We start from the raw sequence: 19,639 nt of genomic DNA on the forward strand, positions 1-19,639 counted from the left end.
AGGAGCGGTAATATGAGAGATAAAAAAACTGTGTTTTATTCTTCATTGGCTGTTAGCTTAGTTTTAATAAGTATCGGTATATTTGCACCGAAGCAGCTAGAGCACTTCTCCAATTCCTCACTTAGTTTCATCTATAATAATCTAGGTTGGTTCATTTTGGGAAGCGTTTTCATTTTTTTTGCTTTTTGTATTTATATCGGGATATCCAAATTCGGTCATATCCGGTTGGGAGATGATGACGACCGACCAGAATATAGGACGGCCACTTGGATCGGTATGCTATTTAGTGCTTCCATAGGAATCAGCCTTGTTTTCTGGGGAGTTGCAGAACCGGTTTCCTACTACATAAGCCCTCCATTTGGAACGGGTTATTCGGAAGAATCTGCAAAGACAGCAATGCAATTCGTTTTCCTGCATTGGGGTGTTTCGGCATGGGCCTGCTATGCAGTGGTCGGCGTATCATTAGCGTTTTTCCAGTTCCGGAAAAAGCTGCCCGCCTCTTTGAGTTCTGTCTTTTACCCGTTGGTCGGCGATAAAATTCGAGGAACTTTCGGAAAGAGCATCGACGTCATCGTCATCCTGTCCATTGTCATTGGGATTGCGACTTCGCTCGGCTTCGGGACATTGCAAGTCAATAGCGGCATGAATTATCTCTGGAACGTGCCGATCGGCATTTCCACACAAGCTATCATCATCATAGTCGTCAGCATTATTTATGTGGCATCGACAGTCTCGGGTCTTCAAGGGGCGATGAAGCATCTATCAAACCTGAATATGTTCCTGGCGTTCGCTTTATTGGGGTTGGTGTTTTTCTTTGGTCCGACACAGATGGTTTTGAAAATCCTCTTCCAAGGAATAGGTGATTATGCGCAGAACTTCATCGGCATGTCTTTCCGTACGGAGCCATATGGAGACGGTTCGTGGATTTCAAGTTGGACGTTGTTCTATTTCGGCTGGTGGATCGCATGGGCTCCGTTGGTCGGCAGCTTTGTAGCCAGGATTTCGAAAGGCAGAACGATAAAGCAATTCATGTTTGGTGCGATTTTCATCCCAGTATTGGGATCTTTCACTTGGTTTTCGGTCATGGGCGGCTCGGCGATTACGTTCATCCAGAATGCGGGCGCAACAGCACTAGCAACTGCGGTGGAATCCGACGTCACTTCGGCACTGTTTAAATTTTTCGAATATCTGCCGATGAGCGTATTTTTGAGTATTTTAGCCATGGTGCTAGTCATTGTTTTCTTTATCACTTCCGCAAACTCTGCAGTATTTGTACTTGGTATGATCAGTGAAAATGGCAATCCGAATCCATCACATCTGACGAAGATCGTATGGGGAGTGATCATTGCAGCTATCTCTGTCGTATTAATCATGACGGGCGGCTTAGCAGGGCTGCAATCGGCTCTCGTTGCCACAGCCATTCCAATCGCAGTATTGATGCTTTTCATGTGCTACTCTACATTTATCGGGTTAAGAGAAGAAGCTGCAATCATTTCTGGGAGAGAAGCGAAGGAGAAGGCGGAACTTTCTAAACCGGAAAAGCCGGAAGAGATGAAGAAAGAACTGGCCATCTTAGCAGAAGTGGAAGAGACGAAGAAAGAACCGGCCATCTTAGCAAAAGTGGATGAGACACGGGAAAAGGAAATGGTAGTCATGAACAAATGATTTGCTTTATCAAAAAGCAATGGGTGAGCCAGTACCGTTGTAAGCGGTGACACCGATTGGTAAAGTAAAAGATTAAATGAAAAGGGCTGTTCCGAGAATTCGTTACCAGGACAGCCCTACGTTAAAAAAGAAAAGGCAGTGTCCTCCGTGGACACTGCCTTTTCTCATGCGTAAATATAAAATAGATATTCTTGTCCATTTTTAATGGGATCCTGAGCAAAGGTATATCCGTGCGCCAATGCTTCTTCCGGAACATTCCGGAAAGAACCTGGGCAATCGGTGATGACTTGTAAAAGCTCACCTTTGTTCATTCCCTCCAGGGCCTCCAGCGTATAGATGACTGGGTAAGGGCAAGATTCACCGCGTAGGTCAAGTGTGAAATCGGCTTCTTTGTCATTTTGCATGTATGTCCGCTCCTCTTTTTATAGTTAGCTTGTAGTGATAGCGTTTTTCCCGATATTTCGTTAAGGCATACAGTATACCTAGCATAACAAGCGTTGCGGCAATAGCACCGATTGGACCGATTGAATCCAACAGGTTGATCTTGGCACCGCTTTTAACCAATACATCATACACGCCAAGATGATCCCATGCGTAGGCAAGGAAGGTTGCACCAATAATATTGCCGGCAAAAACGGGAAGGAAAAGGACTTGGCCTTCCATCAACCTGTACATCATTCCAGTTTCACAGCCAGAGGCCATCACTATGCCGAGACCGAATAACACACCGCCAACAAACGTGCTAAGAGCGGCGATTTGAGTGATTGGCGTCAAGTCATATACAGAAATCACAATGACAGTTAGTACAGAGCTGACGGCCATTCCGACGATAATTGCTTTTGCCATAACGCTGCGTCCAACGAGAAATAAATCGCGGAAAGCTGAAGTGAAGCAAATTTGCCCACGTTCTATAAGAATACCAAAAGCGAGACCGAATAGTGCACCTAAGCCTAGCAATTTTTGCCCAGTGGCGAAGAAGTAAGTTACCAGACCAATGTAAAGGACTGCAATTGTACCGCCAACATAAGGCTGGATGACAAGCTTTTTGACTGTAGAAGGTTTCGCGGCACCACGGGTTAGGGAAGGACGGCCTTTCCACCAGCGCATTTTAGTTAACTTTGCCCCGAAAAAGGTTCCGACTCCTGTTGCGACAATAAAAATCCAGGAGTGAAAGGAAAACTGAGGGACACCTGTAAAGAATGCAGCCAAGTTGCAGCCGAGTGCCAAACGCGCTCCGAATCCCGCAATAATACCCCCGACAAGTCCTTGAACGTAGCGGCGCTTCTGTTGTGGGAGGCGAATTTTAAAACTATTACTTAATAACACCATGATTAGAGCGCCAATGAACATTCCCCAGACAATCCAACCATCGGGGCGGCTCCACGTTGTTCCTTTCAAGTGCACCATGTCGAAATACTGCCAGCCGGAAATATCCACTCCAAAAAGTTTCAGGAGATCTCCCCCCAACCGAGTGAATTCACCGGTCACTGCCCAAACAGTTGAAGTCAGACCAAAATATAAAGCACTGAGAATCCCGGCAATCAATAGGACTGCATAGGGGTTCCAATAACGTTGTAATGTCGTTTGAATCATTGTTTTCATGTCTTTTTGCTCCTCATAGAAAGACCTTTTTCTAGTTTAGTCTTAATTGAGGAGAAATCAAGAGAAATTATAATCCAATAGTTAAGTCGGACAAAAAAACTCTTAAAAGATTTACAGTCGTATGTCATTCAGAAAGTTGAGAACGAAATGATCAGACTCATCGTAAATAGCAAATTGGTATCCTTGTTCTTTATAAAATTTAATAACTTCAGGAAGTGCAGCTAAAGTTTGAGTCTTTTCATGCATCAAAACGATTTCTTTTTCATCCTTTGTACCAAGTTTAATATTTTCTATTATTTGATTTGGGTTGTCTTTTAATTTCCAGTCTTGAGAATCAATTGTCCAATCCCACACTTTTATTTCAGCATCAACAAGTTGTTGGCGAATTTGTTCATTTTTCAACCCGGGTGCCGAACCATAAGGGGGGCGAACTAAGTGCGGGGATTCACCAGTAATATCCCGGATCAATTCTAATGTTTCTCGCATCTCAGGTACAAATTGGTTCTCTTTATATAATTTTTTAAAATCATGCGTCATGCTATGCGCACCGATATAATGTCTTTCTTTTACTGCGCGTTTTACACTTTCTTGTAAGTATTCTTTCTTCAGATTTTTTCCTTGCATGAAAAACGTTGCTTTCACATCATGCTCTTGTAAGACGTTCAGAAATTCGTCTGTCAGTTTGCTGGGGCCATCGTCAAAAGTGAGATACACTACCTTTCCTGTGGGCTTTTCAACTGCACTAGTTTCTTCTTTAGATTGCTCTTCCTCTTTAGGCTTTTGCTCCTCTTGAACGAGGGGAGCTTCCACGTCTTCTGTTACTTCGGGATCGATAGGTTTTTTGGGAGCAGAAAATGATTTCCCTACAAAAAAACCGGTAAAAAAAATAGGGATGAGCAGTATGAGAAGCAAGATGAAAAATCGCTTTTTATTTCCCTTTCTTTTTTCGGCATATGTATCTTGTGACACATTCATTGTTATTCAATCCTCCTGGGGCTGTCTTTCTCTTCTGACTTTATATTGAATGAGGGAGTACCTTATTTAAAGAGTTAAAAAATCATTATGTACAGCGGCATAGCAGACAATGCACCGTCCGCTACGCTGCCGTGTAAAGCGCTTAGTTAATATATGTGTCACTGACCAATAAGTTTCCGAGGATCGATGAAGGAATTTCGAACGTCACGACGCCCATGAAACCGGGTGCGACTTCGTAATCGTCAAATGAAATCACAAGTTTATGATCAGCAGTAATATAGAAGTTTTGATCTGGTTGAATTGACTCAAAGCCCGATTCTGATTCTTCGGCTAAGAAGTAAGTGATTTCTTCATCTTCTGCCATTTGCCTTTTCATTTCGCTTGCGATATATGAACTAATAACATCAATGTACGCATTATCTTTAAAAAGGCTTGGCAGCGTGATGACGATGTTTTTCTGCTTATCGATTGTGTCATATTTCATAGTTGTCGAAGAAGAGCCGATTGTGTTTTCGACATAGCGGGCAATCGAAAGGAGCTGGTCGGTATCGGTTTTCACCTCATAACCGGTACTGATCCCCATATGACCATTGCCTGCTTTTTTCATCTCCTCGACTTCCTTTTCGAATTGTTTGTAGAGTTCCTTGTTTTCTTCAATATATTTTTTGTTCAATGAAGTTTGCAGACCTTCGTTTTCCAAACCATTAATTGCGGGTGCAGAAAGGTCAGCTTGATAGGTGTCTTCATCCAGCGTTAAGTTTTGAACGGTGAAAACTTCAACAATCGATCCTAAAACAGGAACGTTTACCATTGCCTGCGCAAAAGTCGAACTTACATTGATACTACCGACAAATAAAGCTGCCGCTGCTGCCGCTCCAATCGACCATTGTTTAAGAAAAGAGCGCTTCTTTTGTGGTGCTTTTGCCTGTCGAATTGACTCTTTCACAACATTCTCCAATTCATTTGGAATCTCTATTTCCTCATAGTCTTTTTTTAACTTATTCATATCTTTCATACTTTAAAATCCTCCCCGACTTTAATGCGTAATTTGTTTAATATCCGATATAACCTTGATTTAATCGTATTGATGTTATCGTTCATTACTGTTGCGATTTCATCGATTTTTAAATCCTCAAAAAAGCGAAGAATAATAAGAGTTTTATCATATGGAGCTAACTGATCGATGGCATCACGCAAATCCATATCGATTATTTCATCTTCCGCTTGAGGTAAATGCATACTGAGAATATCATCATCCATTACGGTCATCCGTTGATGTTTTCTGATGAAATCAATTGAAGTATTTACAAGAATTCGATAAAACCACGTTTTTAAGTAAGTAATTTCTTCGAGACGATCAATTGATTTCAATGCTTTAAATATAGATTCCTGTACAATATCGAGGGCATTTTCTTTATTCCTAACATAGCTGTAAGCAAGTCGATAATGCGCTTCTCGATTTTCCACTATGAAGTTTTCTACTAGCTCGAATTTTTCTTTTTTTGTCATGACAAAAGATCCACCTTCTTCAGTTTTCAACACGTCGCGAACACGTCATAATCATTTGACGGACGATGTTCTAAAAAAGTTTTGATGATTTTCAATTAGCAGAGGGGAATGGAACCCACAGTACACCACGTCTCTTGTTTGGATCATTACGTTAGTTGGATGAATAAACTGTTAGGAAGTAGACTTAATATTGCATGTGGAGAGGATGGAACAGTGGGTAGGCTGGTTACGAAGTCAACTGCGGCTTTATTGTTCTTAGTGCTCATTTGGGGTGTTAGCTGGCCGATCTATAAATCGTCCGTAGCCTACGCACCGCCTCTATTATTTTCGGGTATGCGTGCTCTGCTGGGGGGATGCTTGGTTGCACTTTTTATTTTTAGGATGCGGAAAAAATTAAAGTGGCGGAAAAATTGGCCTAAATATTGTATTTCTGCATTTTTCAATACGATTCTCTTTTTTGGTTTGCATACAATGGGTCTCAACCATTTACCTGGTGGGCTTTTTTCGGTGTTGGTCTATTTCCAGCCGGTACTCTTAGGGATATTTGCTTGGATATGGTTAGGAGAAAATATGAGTTTTATTAAAGTGATGGGTCTCGTAACTGGATTCATTGGAATCATTGTCGTAAGTTTGGATGGTTTAACTACTCACATATCGGTAGTTGGAGTGGTACTCGGTTTACTGACTGCTCTTTTCTGGGCACTTGGGGTAATTTACGTCAAGAAAGTTAGTCATGAAGTTGATGCTTATTGGATGGTAGCTATGCAGTTTGCAATAGGCGGTATGGTTCTTCTTATTGCGGGCTCCTTTACAGAAAGTTGGTCTGCAATTGAGTGGAATGGTATGTATTTATTCGGCCTTATATTCGGAGGAACAGTGGGAATTCCCGTGGCCTACGTAGTTTATTATAGTCTAATTAATGCAGGGGAAGCGAGTAAAGTTGGTGTTTTCACTTTTCTTGTCCCGGTTATATCAGTATTCATTAGTACGTTTTTTTTAGAAGAGCCGCTTACTTTCAAGCTCGTTGCGGGGTTAGTATTAGTCGTAATCAGCATTTACTTTGTGAATTATCGAAAACCATTAAATAAAAAGCAATCTTTACCTTAAAATTAACGTAAGGTACCTATTATATTTGTTTCTTACATAGGTACCTTAACGCGTTATGGGTGATTACAATTCTACATACCATCTTCGAGCTGCTTCCACTTCTTCAGCGGTCAACTGATGGCCATTTTGCTCCCAATGAAGAGTGACGTTGGCATTTGCTTGTTGCAATAAGGATTGTAAATCTTCTGATTCAGATGGAGGGCAAATGGGGTCATTCGTTCCAGCTGCAAGAAATACAGATGTACCGGCCAAATCGGGCAACGTAATTCCTCTTCTAGGCACCATCGGATGATGAAGGATTGCACCTTTTAATGCGTCTGAGTAGTGGAACAATAAGCTTGCTGCGATATTTGCTCCATTAGAATAACCAATCGCCATAATATTATTTCTGTCAAAGCCGTATTTCTCGGCAGCCTCATCTAGAAATTGATTCAATTCTTTCGTGCGGAATATCAAATCTTCTTCATCAAATACTCCTTCGGCCAGTCTTCTGAAGAAGCGGGGCATCCCGTTTTCTAATACATTTCCCCGGACACTTAAAATAGAGGCTTCGTCATCAATTCGTGCGGCAATCGGCAATAGATCTAATTCGTTTCCTCCTGTTCCATGTAGTAATAGAAGTACTGGTTTATCCGGGTTTTTCCCTTGGGTAAATAGATGTTTCATAGTAAGTCTCCTTCCAAAACCGAATTTCCAATTAGGATTGGATTCATTTAAAACTTTGTTGTTTCCAAGATTATTATGATAGCTCTCTTACCTGAATAGGAATCAAACGTTGCTCCAGCTGTTCTCTAAACTTTTCATACTGCATAGGTAGCATTAACTTTTCGCCCATTGTCTCTCTTGATTCATCAAGAGCAAATCCAGGAGGATCTGTAGCAATTTCAAATAAAATTTCTCCATGTTCTCTAAAGTAAATGGCATTAAAGTAATTTCGGTCCTGCACAGCAGTGACACCATAGCCTTTGGCTGCAACATATTTTTGCCATTCCTATTTGCTCAGCATCATCTTGGGCCCTCCAGGCGATATGGTGAACGGTCCCGACACCCGTTTGGCCTTTTTCTGTCGGTATGGATTTTAAGTCGATAATATTGCCGATATCAGCAGAAGAACGGAATCGGATTAAGTCTCCTTCTTCTCCGAGAAGTTCTAGTCCCATTACATTTTCTAATAGTTCAGCTGTTTGGTTGGGGTGAGAAGAAAATAGCGTAGCTCCACCAAATCCTTTGATTGATACATCCGGACTGATACCACCAAACACCCAAGTATTAACTTTACCTTCTTCTCGTTCAACGATTTCCAAGTGTAAACCATGCGGATCATCAAATTTCAAACACTGTTCACCGAAGCGCTCAACAGGATGAAAAGGTATTTGAAAATCCTCTAATCGTTTCTTCCAAAAAGCAAGTGCTCCTTTGGGAACAGCATAAGAAGTAACACCCACTTGACCGTTTCCAACAATTCCTTGACGAGCTCCTATCCATGGGAAGAATGTAATGATAGTTCCTGGGCTCCCGCCCTCATCTCCAAAATAGAGGTGGTAGGTGCCCGGGTCATCAAAATTCACCGTTTGCTTCACTAAACGCAAACCTAGAACGCCAGCATAAAAGTCTATGTTTTCTTGCGGATGACCAACAATTGCCGTAATATGATGAATTCCACTTGTTTCTAGTTTCATTGAAATTTACTCCTATAGTATCAGTTGAATTGATTGAGGTTAATTCAAGTTAATTAGGTAGAATTTATAGTTTCTCTGCGTAATACCCTAGTTTTTTGAGCTGTTGAATCATCATTTCTTTTTCACTTGTATTTAAACCTGCAAAAATTTCTTTAATATCTTGTTTATGTTTAGGGAATACCTCATTCATTAACTCATTACCGGCTTCTGTGATCGCTGCATAGGTGACACGCCGATCTTTAGGGCATGGTTTTCTTTCGAGATATTTTTTCTTTTCGAGCTTATCTACTACGTACGTAATACTGCTGCTCGCTATCAATACTTTTTCACCTATTTTTTGTATTGGTTGCTCGCCTTTGTTATAGATCAACTCAAGAACCGCAAATTCAGTTGGGTTTAAACCTAAATTTTTAATATCTTCTTCCGCACGCTTTTTTATGGAATTCAAAGCACGAGTTAATACGACAAATAGTTTAAGGGATAATTCTTCTTCATTCTGAATCTCACTCATGTAGCTCACACCTTTTCAATATCTTGAATTCGAGACAATTATAGTATTGATTCATGTTCTTTGTCAATACTATAGGTCTACCCGGCGCAATGCATAAAGCATCGCAATTACACTGAAACGTAATCGCTTGACGAGAAAGCATTGCTCATCTATACTTGTAATTAATATATCTCAAATACGAGATAAACAAATTCGAGATAGGGGACAATGATAATGACAAATTGGATAGTAGACAATTCACATTCACACATTGGTTTTTCAGTAAAGCACATGATGGTTTCAAAAGTAAAAGGCACATTTGAAGACTACACTGCAACTGTAGAAGCGGAAGACATGACGGATTTGTCAACAGCAAATATATCGTTTGTAATTCAAACTGCATCTATCAATACAAAATCAGAGGACCGAGACAATCACTTACGTGGAGAAGACTTTTTTGACGCAGAGCAATATCCGACGATTACATTCCAATCAAAAAACATTGAAAAAGATGGCGATGATTATAAAATAACGGGTGACCTAACCATTAAGGATGTAACAAAACATGTAACATTTGATGTTTCATTTAACGGAAAAGGAAAAAATCCATGGGGCGTAGACGTCTATGGGTTCGAAGGCGAAATGAAATTGAACCGTGAAGAATTTGGTTTAACATGGAATGCTGCGCTTGAAACCGGTGGTGTCCTTGTAGGTAAAGACATTAAAATTGATCTCGAATTACAAGTGAATCCAGCTCAATAATTAAATAATAGGAAAAAGCACAAGTTCGAACTCATGAACTTGTGCTTTTTCCTATTCACTTTGATTCGCAGGGAAGCGGAGTACAGGATTAGGTAACAGGATAAAATAATGTGTGTATTCCAAGATAAAATGTGGTAAATTAAACGTCTGTTTCCTCATACTCAGTTAATCTAGCCGTTCAAAACCTGGAAGCAATTATGCCTCGACATAATTGATCAGGAAATGGTTCATCCGAAAACGAATGACTGTAACGAAAAAGGGTATAATATTAAGAAATATGGTTATGAACGCTATTATTGAAAGAAGTGATCACATGAATTCAGTCACAAAACAAAAGAACAATAAACTTAGGATGGTTTTCCAAGGAGTACTAGTTATTATCGGGTCCTTAATAACAGCGTATGGACTTGAATCGGTGTTAATCCCAAACAATGTATCGGATGGTGGGATAACGGGCTTGAGTATTGTTGGTTCGCAGCTGTTTGGGTTTCCTCTAGGCCTTTTGATTGCCTTACTGAATATCCCATTCATATATTTAGGGTACAAACAGATCGGTAAAAGTTTTGCTATATATTCGGTGATCGGCATTGGTTCATTGGCGATCAGCACTAGTCTGATGCACCATATACCAACGATTGTTCAAGGGGACACTCTGTTAGTGACCGTGGTAGGTGGTGTGATCATAGGTGTAGGGATGGGACTTGCCTTGCGTAATGGCGGCGCATTAGATGGGATTGATATGTTAGCCGTACTTCTTTCCCGAAAGTTACCGTTCGGGACAAGCGATCTGATCCTGTTTTTGAATGTTTTTGTTTTTATCGTGGTTTCGACGGTATTTGGGCTTACAGGAGCTATTTTATCTGCGCTTGCTTATTTCATTGCTTCCAAAGTAATCCATATTATTGAAGAAGGCTTAAGTGGATCAAAAACCTTCAATATTATTACAGACCAGCCTGAATTAATGGTAGAGACAATTCGTGAACGTTTGGGACGCAGTGCAACATACCAGCTTATTCAAGGCAGTTATAGCAATAAAGAATACAAGGAAATCACTTGCGTCATCAATCGTTTGGAAGATAGTAAAATGAAAGAGATCATTCGGGAAATTGACAAGAATGCTTTTGTTACCGTATATGACGTTGCGGAAGTTAAGGGCGGCAGTTTTACCAAGAGTGACATTCATTAAAGTGTCTGCCTAAAAAAGTTATTTGTACTGTGGTCCGGCATAGCAATAAATCAAAGCGATTACCACTCCTGTCAATTAGGGAGCGGTAATCGCTATGTTTAATTATCTATAATCGTTAATAGTTCTCGAATATCTGTACGATCTTGTGGTTCCGGTATATGTTTTGGATAGCCAATCATCAGTGTAGCGACGACTTTCTCGCCAGGTTTTACGCCGATGCCTTCCCTGAATACTGGATCGTATATCCAATCATTTGATCGCCAAATCATCCCAATGCCACGTTTCCAAGCTGCAAGTTGAAAATTTTGAATCATTGTGGAGACTGCACCATAATCCTCATCCCATCTTCTTTGTCGCGGATCTTCCGGCATGATCACAACGAGATGAAGGGGAATATTTCGGAAATAATCAGCTTTCCGATTTACTCTTTCGGGTACTTCGCCGTCTGTTTTTGGCTGGGAATCTATATAGGCTTGTACAAACTGCTCTTTTCCGTTACTTGTATATAATTGAAATCGCCAAGGTTCCGTCAGCTTATGATTCGGTGCCCATTTGGCGACATTGAGTAATTCAATGAGTTCCTCCACATCCACTGGATCGGTTTTAAACGCCTTAATAGACCTTCTGCCAATTATGGACTTTTCTACTTCGTTTTTTGCTGCGTAACTCATGATAGAAAACTCCTCTCCTATAATACTAATACATGCAAATGAAAATCATTATCAACTACTATCATACCATGTGTAAGGAGAGTGATAAACACAAAACGCTTACGGTTGATGGGTATAGAAAAAACCACTGAACGTAATGTTCAGTGGTGAGTCATATTAATTCCCATAATAAATCGGAGAGCCAGGCCCTAAGTCGATTCCGAGAAGCATCCAAACGATGAGAGTTAAACTCCAGAAAGCCAAGAAGAACATAGAATAAGGGAACATAACAGAGACTAGTGTTCCGATCCCCATTTTCTTATCATACTTCTGTGCAAATGCGATAATAATCGCAAAGTATGTCATCAAAGGAGAAATAATATTGGTTGATGAATCTGCCACCCGATACGCCATCTGTGTTAATTCGGGTGAATAACCGAGCTGCATCATAATCGGCACAAATACCGGTGCCATCATAGCCCATTTTGCAGATGCACTGCCGATAAACAAGTTGATGAAAGCAGCAATGAGAATGAATAACAGCAGCAATGGAATACCTTTTAAGTTGATGCTATCAAGGAAATTAGCTCCATACACGCCTAAAACCAATCCCATATTCGATTCAGAGAAAAATGCGACAAATTGACTCGCAGTGAAAGACAATACGATGAACATACCCATTGCAGACATCGTCGTTGACATCATTGCAGCCACGTCTTTATCATCGCGAATTAATTTTGTTACTTTTCCATAGACCAAACCTGGCACGAAGAATAGGAATGCGATAATTGGAACGAGTGACTTCATGAATGGCGATTTAATAATCGGCATATCGCCTTCATCGCCACGTAATGGAGCACCTGGGAATAGAACGAGTAATGCAACTAGAATTCCAGCAACAATTACAGAAATACCAGCCCATACTAAACCCTTCTTCTCAATAGCAGTTAGCTTCTCTACTTTCTCACGATATTCACCATTATATTCGCCAAGTCGTGGTTCGACAATTTTCTCTGTCACCCAAGCACCAACAACTGTCAGCACTAATACCGAAAAGGCAATGAAATAATAATTCATGGCAATGTTCATACCGTCCGCATACTCGGGGTTAATGATTGCTGCAGACATAATCGTCAATTCACCAAGAAGCGCGTCCGTACCAGACAGTAGTAAGTTCGCACTGAACCCGCCCGAAACTCCAGCGAAGGCAGCGGCCAGACCCGCTAATGGGTGTCTGCCAAGTGCCGCAAATAAAACAGCTCCAAGTGGCGGCAATACAACATAACCTGCATCGGAAGCTACGCTAGACATAACGCCAGCAAAAACCAATCCGAGTGTAATCAAGCGTTTCGGAACAGACATCACAAATCCACGCAGCAATGCACTGATCAACCCAGAACCTTCTGCAACTCCAATCCCTAGCATCGTAATTAGCACGACGCCGAGCGGAGCAAAACCAATGAAATTGTCCGTCATATTCGTAATGATGTAATGAATTCCTTCCCCGCTAAGCAGGTTATGGACTTCGATCATTTCCCCTTCTTTTCCTGGATGGGCGGCACTGATGCCGAAAGAAGAAACAACTGCAGACAAGACGATAACTAAAAGAGCGAGCAACGCAAACAACGTTACCGGATGGGGCAATCGGTTACCAGTTTTCTCGATCATATCTAAAAACTTTTGGAAAAAGCCTCTTTTTTCCGTATTCATGAAGATCTCCTTCCGTCTATAAATTACTATTCATTATTTAAAAAAATAAATAATTTTTTAAACTTAGTACAGTATATATAAGATAGCTCCCCAAATAAATACTTTAGTGAAATAATTAAATTGGAAAAAGGTTTCGACTGTTATGACGAGGGAGAATAGTTAAAATAGATTTTTAGAAAATGGCCTTTTTATGTATATAGATATTAAAATGCCCACATTCTACTTGACGGAGGTGGGTTGTTTTTCATCTATTGTCATCTATTCTGCGTCAATAAAAATTCCTTTAAGGCGAGGGTCTCCATCGTCATTTTTGCCATCATAAGTTCCGTAGACAGTGACCGTCGTGCCTTCTGGAATTTCTGTACGATCGCTCATCCGAATGTCGTCAACCCATACTACTTCATTGGAAGAATCATCGGTTTTGCTTTTTAATTCAAATGTTCCTTGTTCGAATCTCAAAACGATTCCAGTAAATTTCACTTTTGAATTAATAGGAACTTTGTCTTGAGAAAGGGAAAGATAATCATGTTCAGTGGTTCCCGCCTTAAGCCCTTTTTCCATACCCATATTGGTTTGTTTATCGGCAGCAGGAGTTTCTTGTGTCTCTGGAGTATCAGGTGTTTCTTCATTGCTACAGGCTGCTAACAGCACTGCAGTCATCATGAAAATGATTAGCTTTTTCAATCTAAATCGCCTCCTTATGTAATCATAAGTAAATTGAAAGGAAAAGAAAACAGTTTACTGTAATAACCATGATAGTTTCTGCTCTAACTGCACAAATGTTTTTGAATTGTTATACTACATACATCAGAATTTTTTAATTAGGAGTATGGGGATGAACTCAAAATCGACGTGGCGCCAAATATTACATTCTGAAGCTGCACGCATTGCCGTCATTGCGATCATTACGGCGCTTACTGGTGAATTGAAAGTGCTGCCGTTCGCGGATGAGACGTTCCGTTTTGCGCTGGGCGGGATTGTGTTCTTTTTGCTGATTCTTATTTATCCGCCAGCTTCCATGCTGCGGACTGGGTTTATTACAGCGGTTACGGTTGTGCTTTTTCGGGTAGCTGAAGAGACGTGGCTTGGCGTTGCGCTAATTGATAGTTTGCAGATGCATGTTCCGGTTTTTCTGTTTTACTTTATAGTAGCGGTTGGCTGGCATTTTGCCGATTTGGAGAAGTACAAGTCTTTGCCATTGCAGCTAGGGGCATTGGCTTTATTATTCGAAGTGATCGGCAATACGTCGGAGCATGCACTTCGGAATTGGTGGATGGATGATTCACTGTTAAATATGAAAGAGTGGGGTATCCTTGTGGGAGTAGCGTTGCTGCGTAGTTTCTTTACGGTCGGACTGTATAGTTCAGTAGCTTTATCGAAAGAAAAACAACGTATGGAGGAAATGCTCGGCGTAGGGGCGGAGTTATATGCAGAAGCGCTCTATTTACAGAAGTCGATGAATCATATTGAGCAAATTACAGCTTCCAGCCACGATTTGTATCGCAAGTTGAAGAAAGAGGATAAACGAGAGCTCAGCACACAGGCGCTTCAGATTGCCCAAGAGATCCATGAGGTGAAAAAGGATTCACAACGGATTTTGGCGGGGCTTTCGAAATGGGCAAGCCGACAAGAAGTGGCGGCCTTTTATCTATCAGATCTACTTGAATTGGTCGTATCGGCAAATGAAAAGTATAGTGAATTGATAGGCAAAGACTGTGTCATTGAAAAATCAATCGCCACTGACTTTCAGACGGACCAGCATGTACCACTTCTGGCGGTCCTTAATAATTTGACTTCCAATGCTGTAGAGGCGACGGAGCGGAAGGGTATTGTGAAAATTAGTGTCGACAGTGACGCAGAATGGGTCTGTTTTTATGTGCAAGATACAGGCAGAGGGGTTCCAGCAGAGCATGAAGAAGTGATTTTTGAGCCGGGATACACGACGAAATTCAATGAACAGGGAGTGGCGGCAACGGGTATCGGATTGTCGCATGTGACGGCAATCGTCGATGCGATGCAAGGCGAAATTCAAATGCAGCGTCTGGATGTCGGCACATTATTTGAAGTGAAAATTCCCATGCAATCCATTAAGAAGGAGATACAGGTATGAGATATTTTATCGTAGATGATGACAAAGCGAGCCGCTTGATGCTGAAGAATATCCTGGAAGGGCAGGAACTCGGTATGGTCATTGGTGAGGCGGATAGCGGTGTGAAAGCCATCCCTCAAATATTGTCGCTGACGCCGGATTTGGTGCTGATTGATTTGTTGATGCCGGATTTGGATGGTATTGAGACGATCCAACAGCTGAAATCGCAAGGATTTAATGGACAATTCATTATGTTGAGTCAAGTAGTCAGTAAAGAGATGGTGGGAGAAGCCTATCAAGTCGGGGTGGAGTTTTTCATTCATAAGCCGATCAACCAAATAGAAGTACAAAGCGTATTGCGACGAACGGCGGAACAACTGCGTTTGAAAAATTCCCTAACCACAATTCGTGAATCGCTCGCTCTGATTGGAACGTTGGATCAGCCAAAAGTGAAACGTACAATAAAGGAAATTGTGCTAGCTAAACTTCATGACATGGGGATAATCGGGGAAAGCGGCAGCCGGGACATTGTGACAATTGTAGAAGTGCTCGCAGAACAAAATGCCGCTCAATTGCCGCCATTGAAAGAGCTTTACGAGGCGGCATTACATAAGATGGGTGTCCAAGCGAAGGAAATACCAAAGGAAAGCAAAGCGATGGAGCAGAGGATTCGCCGATCCATCTTGACTGCGATGGATCATTTAGCTTCGCTCGGAGCAGTAGATTATACGATTTCGGAGTTTGAGTATTACGCGCCACGATTCTTTGATTTTCAGGAAATTACTCAACGGATGAAACAAATTCAAGAGGAAAGCTTTGGGATGAAGGCAGTCAAGGTCAATAGTAAGAAGTTTCTTCAAGTTTTATATATCGAGACGATGGAAGAACAAAAAAAGAATTTGTAGGATGGTGTAGAATTTTGTAGGATACTTTTATGATAATCCTAAGTTACTTCGAGAAAGCGTTTTCAGGAGTAAGCTAAAGGAGGATTATCTATGAAAAAGAAATTTAAATTATCTTTAGCCTATCAAATATTAATCGGGCTTGTTCTCGGTATTGCAGTCGGTGCCATTTTTTATGGTAATCCTAAAGTGGAAACGTATTTGCAGCCGATAGGCACGATGTTTATTAATATGATCAAAATGATTGTAGTTCCAATTATTATTTCTACATTGGTTATAGGAGTGGCAGGCACAGGAGATATTAAGAAACTAGGGAAATTAGGCGGTAAGACGCTTCTATATTTTGAAATTGTCACAACGATTGCGATCATAGTCGGTTTAATGTCTGCTAATATTTTCAAACCAGGCGAAGGAATCGATATGTCTTCTCTTGAAAAAGGAGATATCTCGCAATATGTTGAAACGACGGAAGAAGTACAGAATGGCGGTTTCATGGATGTCTTGGTTGGTATCGTACCGAGTAATATCGTGGAATCCATGGCAAACGCTGATATGCTTCCAATTATTTTCTTCTCTGTTTTATTTGGGCTAGGCGTTGCAGCGATCGGTGAACGCGGAAAGCCGGTGCTTGAGGTGTTCCAAGGAGTCGCGGATGCGATGTTCTGGGTAACAAATATGATCATGAAGTTTGCACCATTTGGGGTATTTGCGCTAATTGGCGTAACCGTTTCCAAATTCGGTTTGGAATCGCTCATCCCAATGGGCAAGCTGATGATCTTGGTATATGCAACGATGGTATTCTTCATTATTGTCGTACTTGGCGGAATTGCGAAGTTGGTCGGAATCAATATTTTCCATCTGATGAAAGTATTGAAAGACGAATTGATTTTAGCTTATTCTACTTCTAGTTCTGAAACAGTACTGCCAAAAGTGATGGAGAAGATGCAGAAGTTCGGTTGTCCGAAAGATATTGTTTCTTTCGTAGTGCCGACAGGCTATTCGTTCAACTTGGACGGTTCCACACTGTATCAGGCTTTGGCTGCGATGTTTATTGCGCAAATGTATGGTATTCAGTTGAGTATTACGGAACAGATCACCTTGGTATTAGTGTTGATGATTACGTCTAAAGGGATTGCGGGCGTACCAGGTGTTTCATTCGTCGTACTTTTGGCGACACTTGGAACGGTAGGTATTCCACTTGAAGGTCTAGCGTTCATCGCGGGGATCGACCGTTTGTTGGATATGGCACGTACGGTGGTCAACGTTGTTGGAAACGCACTTGCGACAGTTGTTATGTCGAAGTGGGAAGGCCGTTTTGGTACGGAAAGTGTAAAGGAAGAGCAAGAACCACAAATGGTGTTAGCGGAAGAAAGATGATTTGATGAATTTGAAGCTGTCCTCTTGATGGGGGACAGTTTTTTTGTGTTTATGCTCGGGCTGCAGGGCTCTATGAGCGAGTGTAGGGTGTTTATGATCGTGGACAGAGAGGATATGATCGCTTGGCGGAGGTGTATGAGCAGTTGTAGGGTTTCTATGATCATCTGCGAAGGTTTATGAGTGCCTGTAAGAAATAGGATTGATTTCCTACACACTGCTTATTACTTGTTGTGGGGATTCAATTGTAGGAATGATGGATTTGTTATATGATTAGCAATATGGAAGCTGAACAAGAGCGCTTTTTTTCATTAAGGAGGAAATTAGGTAATGAGCAATCAGCAAAATGATTTTACGAAATGGTATATTGACACAATCCAGAAAGCGGATTTGATGGATTATACGCCGGTGCGTGGCTGTATCGCATTTAAACCAGACGGTTTTGAAATATGGGAGCATATTAAAGATGAAATGGATCGCCGTTTCAAAGAGACGGGACACCGTAATGCGTATTTCCCAATGCTGATCCCAGAATCCTTTTTCCAGAAAGAAAAGGATCATATCGAAGGATTTTCTCCAGAACTGCCATGGGTGACGGAAGCAGCAGGAGAACAGTTGGAAGAACGTTTAGCGTTGCGCCCGACCTCTGAGACGATGATCGGTCATTTGTATTCAGACTGGGTAAAGAGTTATCGTGATTTGCCGTTATTGATCAACCAATGGGCGAACGTATTCCGTTGGGAGAAAAAGACATTGCCGTTCATTCGGACGTCAGAATTTTTATGGCAAGAAGGACATACAGCTCACGTCGATGAAGAGGAAGCGCGTACCGAAACGATGCAAATGCTTGAGATCTATAAGGAAGTCGTGGAAGGCTTGCTAGCGATTCCTGTATATGATGGCCAAAAGACGCCTTCTGAACGATTTGCCGGTGCTGTGGATACGTTCTCCATCGAAGCGATGATGAAGGATGGCAAAGCAGTTCAAGCCGGAACTTCACATTACTTAGGAACAAAATTTGCGGAAGCATTCGATATCAAATATTTAACAAAAGAGAATAAGCATGAGTTTGTCCATACGACATCTTGGGGAACTTCCACTCGCTTGATTGGATCGGTTATCATGGTGCACGGTGATGAGCAAGGTTTGGTATTGCCTCCACGTATTGCGCCGACTCAAGTGGTGCTCATTCCGGTCGGACCGTGGAAGAAGAACCCGGCAATCATGGAAAAACTGGATGAAATTTTTGCCGAGCTGAAGGCAAAAGGTATCCGTGTACGTTTGGATGATTCCGATCAGTCTCCGGGCTTTAAGTTCAATGAATGGGAATTAAAAGGTGTTCCAGTTCGACTGGAGCTTGGACCGCGTGACCTAGAGAATAATCAAGCCTTGATGAAAGCGCGTGACGGAGAAGAAAAAGTGGCGGTGGACTTGGCGCAAGCAGTGGCGAGCATTGAGAAAGAACTGGAAACGATGCAAACTCGCTTGCTCGAAAAAGCACGTGCATTCCGCGAAGAACATTCTCACACGCATATTGACACACTGGATGAATTGAAGAAGCATATTGAAGAAAGTGCTGCGAAGGAAGAGATTCCAGGATGGATTCTTGCCGGTTGGTGTGGAGACGATGCATGCGAAGAACATGTGAAAGACGAAACGAAATTTACGACGCGTAATATTCCGTTCAATCCGCCTGCGGAGAAGTCCACTTGCATTAATTGCGGTAAAGAAGCGAAACATACTGTTTGGTTTGCAAGAGCTTACTAAGTTGAAACCAATGTGAAAAAAAGGCTGTCATAAAAAGTCGTGGAAAAACGACTTTCTATGGACAGCCTTTCTATTTTCATCTACATATACCCGCCCGCGCTCATAAACTGGCGCAATGCGCTCATATCCAACTGCTAACCGCTCATAAAGTCTTCATACACGATCATAAACA

The 19,639-nt window shown here is 41.5% G+C and carries 18 protein-coding genes and 1 pseudogene; 8 read left to right on the forward strand and 11 right to left on the reverse strand.

What is annotated here, in order from left to right; genetic code table 11:
- The first annotated feature begins 12 nt into the window (after positions 1-12).
- Positions 13-1,665, forward strand: a complete 1,653-nt coding sequence (locus tag MKX97_RS00795; protein ID WP_342536694.1) for a BCCT family transporter — start codon at positions 13-15, stop codon at positions 1,663-1,665.
- Between the two features lie 164 nt (positions 1,666-1,829).
- On the opposite strand, the gene yedF is transcribed toward MKX97_RS00795, so the two are convergent.
- The 5 genes from yedF to MKX97_RS00820 form a co-directional block, all read right to left on the reverse strand.
- Positions 1,830-2,069, reverse strand: a complete 240-nt coding sequence (gene yedF, locus MKX97_RS00800) for a sulfurtransferase-like selenium metabolism protein YedF (protein WP_009766610.1) — start codon at positions 2,067-2,069, stop codon at positions 1,830-1,832.
- Positions 2,059-3,267 (reverse strand): selenium metabolism membrane protein YedE/FdhT, encoded by a 1,209-nt coding sequence (yedE, locus tag MKX97_RS00805; RefSeq protein WP_342536695.1) that lies wholly within the window; start codon positions 3,265-3,267, stop codon positions 2,059-2,061. The genes yedF and yedE overlap by 11 nt, the downstream gene beginning before the upstream one ends.
- 111 nt (positions 3,268-3,378) lie before the next feature.
- Positions 3,379-4,236, reverse strand: coding sequence for a polysaccharide deacetylase family protein (locus MKX97_RS00810; RefSeq protein WP_342536696.1), 858 nt, complete (start codon positions 4,234-4,236; stop codon positions 3,379-3,381).
- A 148-nt stretch (positions 4,237-4,384) separates the two neighbouring features.
- On the reverse strand, positions 4,385-5,257 hold the full coding sequence (locus tag MKX97_RS00815; RefSeq protein WP_221837686.1) for a DUF3298 and DUF4163 domain-containing protein: 873 nt from the start codon (positions 5,255-5,257) through the stop codon (positions 4,385-4,387).
- Positions 5,254-5,784 (reverse strand): RNA polymerase sigma factor, encoded by a 531-nt coding sequence (locus tag MKX97_RS00820; protein WP_139365978.1) that lies wholly within the window; start codon positions 5,782-5,784, stop codon positions 5,254-5,256. The genes MKX97_RS00815 and MKX97_RS00820 overlap by 4 nt, the downstream gene beginning before the upstream one ends.
- Positions 5,785-5,964: 180 nt before the next feature.
- On the opposite strand from MKX97_RS00820, the gene MKX97_RS00825 reads away from it, so the two are divergent.
- Positions 5,965-6,858, forward strand: coding sequence for a DMT family transporter (locus MKX97_RS00825; RefSeq protein ID WP_342537468.1), 894 nt, complete (start codon positions 5,965-5,967; stop codon positions 6,856-6,858).
- 63 nt (positions 6,859-6,921) lie between these two features.
- On the opposite strand, the gene MKX97_RS00830 is transcribed toward MKX97_RS00825, so the two are convergent.
- The 3 genes and pseudogenes from MKX97_RS00830 to MKX97_RS00840 all read right to left on the reverse strand — a co-directional run bounded on the left by MKX97_RS00830 (position 6,922) and on the right by MKX97_RS00840 (position 9,048).
- The gene (locus MKX97_RS00830) at positions 6,922-7,524 is read right to left on the reverse strand and encodes an alpha/beta hydrolase (RefSeq protein WP_342536697.1); all 603 of its coding nucleotides are present in this window, start codon (positions 7,522-7,524) and stop codon (positions 6,922-6,924) included.
- 73 nt (positions 7,525-7,597) lie between these two features.
- Positions 7,598-8,537, reverse strand: a pseudogene (locus tag MKX97_RS00835) (ring-cleaving dioxygenase).
- 64 nt (positions 8,538-8,601) lie between these two features.
- Positions 8,602-9,048 carry a MarR family transcriptional regulator gene (locus MKX97_RS00840; RefSeq protein ID WP_009766602.1) on the reverse strand — a complete coding sequence of 149 codons (447 nt, stop codon included), beginning with the start codon at positions 9,046-9,048 and terminating at the stop codon, positions 8,602-8,604.
- Positions 9,049-9,261: 213 nt separating this feature from the next.
- On the opposite strand from MKX97_RS00840, the gene MKX97_RS00845 reads away from it, so the two are divergent.
- Together MKX97_RS00845 and MKX97_RS00850 are read left to right on the forward strand one after the other, a co-directional pair.
- Positions 9,262-9,789: a YceI family protein gene (locus MKX97_RS00845; protein ID WP_040758686.1), complete on the forward strand. Its 528-nt coding sequence runs from the start codon at positions 9,262-9,264 to the stop codon at positions 9,787-9,789.
- A 313-nt stretch (positions 9,790-10,102) separates the two neighbouring features.
- The gene (locus MKX97_RS00850) at positions 10,103-10,975 is read left to right on the forward strand and encodes a YitT family protein (RefSeq protein WP_342536698.1); all 873 of its coding nucleotides are present in this window, start codon (positions 10,103-10,105) and stop codon (positions 10,973-10,975) included.
- 98 nt (positions 10,976-11,073) lie between these two features.
- Here MKX97_RS00850 and MKX97_RS00855 read toward each other — a convergent pair whose 3' ends face one another.
- From MKX97_RS00855 to MKX97_RS00865, 3 genes are all read right to left on the reverse strand, one after another.
- Positions 11,074-11,646 carry a nitroreductase gene (locus MKX97_RS00855; RefSeq protein ID WP_009766599.1) on the reverse strand — a complete coding sequence of 191 codons (573 nt, stop codon included), beginning with the start codon at positions 11,644-11,646 and terminating at the stop codon, positions 11,074-11,076.
- Between the two features lie 156 nt (positions 11,647-11,802).
- A complete protein-coding gene (locus MKX97_RS00860; protein ID WP_009766598.1) occupies positions 11,803-13,335 on the reverse strand; it encodes an AbgT family transporter in 1,533 nt (510 codons plus the stop codon).
- A 258-nt stretch (positions 13,336-13,593) separates the two neighbouring features.
- Positions 13,594-14,019, reverse strand: a complete 426-nt coding sequence (locus MKX97_RS00865) for a hypothetical protein (protein ID WP_342536699.1) — start codon at positions 14,017-14,019, stop codon at positions 13,594-13,596.
- A gap of 151 nt (positions 14,020-14,170) precedes the next feature.
- On the opposite strand from MKX97_RS00865, the gene MKX97_RS00870 reads away from it, so the two are divergent.
- From MKX97_RS00870 to proS, 4 genes are all read left to right on the forward strand, one after another.
- Positions 14,171-15,445, forward strand: coding sequence for a sensor histidine kinase (locus MKX97_RS00870; RefSeq protein WP_245799489.1), 1,275 nt, complete (start codon positions 14,171-14,173; stop codon positions 15,443-15,445).
- Positions 15,442-16,329, forward strand: coding sequence for a response regulator (locus tag MKX97_RS00875; RefSeq protein ID WP_009766590.1), 888 nt, complete (start codon positions 15,442-15,444; stop codon positions 16,327-16,329). The genes MKX97_RS00870 and MKX97_RS00875 overlap by 4 nt, the downstream gene beginning before the upstream one ends.
- Before the next feature lie 90 nt (positions 16,330-16,419).
- Entirely contained in the window at positions 16,420-17,703 is a 1,284-nt protein-coding gene (locus tag MKX97_RS00880; protein WP_009766589.1) for a cation:dicarboxylase symporter family transporter, read from the forward strand.
- 327 nt (positions 17,704-18,030) lie between these two features.
- Entirely contained in the window at positions 18,031-19,467 is a 1,437-nt protein-coding gene (gene proS, locus MKX97_RS00885) for a proline--tRNA ligase (protein WP_009766588.1), read from the forward strand.
- Positions 19,468-19,639 lie beyond the last annotated feature (172 nt).

This window comes from Sporosarcina sp. FSL K6-3508, assembly GCF_038615825.1.
In the GTDB taxonomy this organism is placed as follows: Bacteria; Bacillota; Bacilli; order Bacillales_A; family Planococcaceae; genus Sporosarcina; species Sporosarcina newyorkensis.

Bases quoted from the DNA above. Each gene is read 5' to 3' on its own strand.
- MKX97_RS00815 (WP_221837686.1), bottom strand. From the start codon at position 5,257: ATGAAAGATATGAATAAGTTAAAAAAAGACTATGAGGAAATAGAGATT.
- yedE (WP_342536695.1), bottom strand. From the start codon at position 3,267: ATGAAAACAATGATTCAAACGACATTACAACGTTATTGGAACCCCTAT.
- MKX97_RS00795 (WP_342536694.1), top strand. From the start codon at position 13: ATGAGAGATAAAAAAACTGTGTTTTATTCTTCATTGGCTGTTAGCTTA.
- MKX97_RS00870 (WP_245799489.1), top strand. From the start codon at position 14,171: ATGAACTCAAAATCGACGTGGCGCCAAATATTACATTCTGAAGCTGCA.
- MKX97_RS00840 (WP_009766602.1), bottom strand. From the start codon at position 9,048: ATGAGTGAGATTCAGAATGAAGAAGAATTATCCCTTAAACTATTTGTC.
- MKX97_RS00880 (WP_009766589.1), top strand. From the start codon at position 16,420: ATGAAAAAGAAATTTAAATTATCTTTAGCCTATCAAATATTAATCGGG.
- yedF (WP_009766610.1), bottom strand. From the start codon at position 2,069: ATGCAAAATGACAAAGAAGCCGATTTCACACTTGACCTACGCGGTGAA.
- MKX97_RS00830 (WP_342536697.1), bottom strand. From the start codon at position 7,524: ATGAAACATCTATTTACCCAAGGGAAAAACCCGGATAAACCAGTACTT.
- MKX97_RS00860 (WP_009766598.1), bottom strand. From the start codon at position 13,335: ATGAATACGGAAAAAAGAGGCTTTTTCCAAAAGTTTTTAGATATGATC.
- MKX97_RS00875 (WP_009766590.1), top strand. From the start codon at position 15,442: ATGAGATATTTTATCGTAGATGATGACAAAGCGAGCCGCTTGATGCTG.
- MKX97_RS00850 (WP_342536698.1), top strand. From the start codon at position 10,103: ATGAATTCAGTCACAAAACAAAAGAACAATAAACTTAGGATGGTTTTC.
- MKX97_RS00855 (WP_009766599.1), bottom strand. From the start codon at position 11,646: ATGAGTTACGCAGCAAAAAACGAAGTAGAAAAGTCCATAATTGGCAGA.
- MKX97_RS00845 (WP_040758686.1), top strand. From the start codon at position 9,262: ATGACAAATTGGATAGTAGACAATTCACATTCACACATTGGTTTTTCA.
- proS (WP_009766588.1), top strand. From the start codon at position 18,031: ATGAGCAATCAGCAAAATGATTTTACGAAATGGTATATTGACACAATC.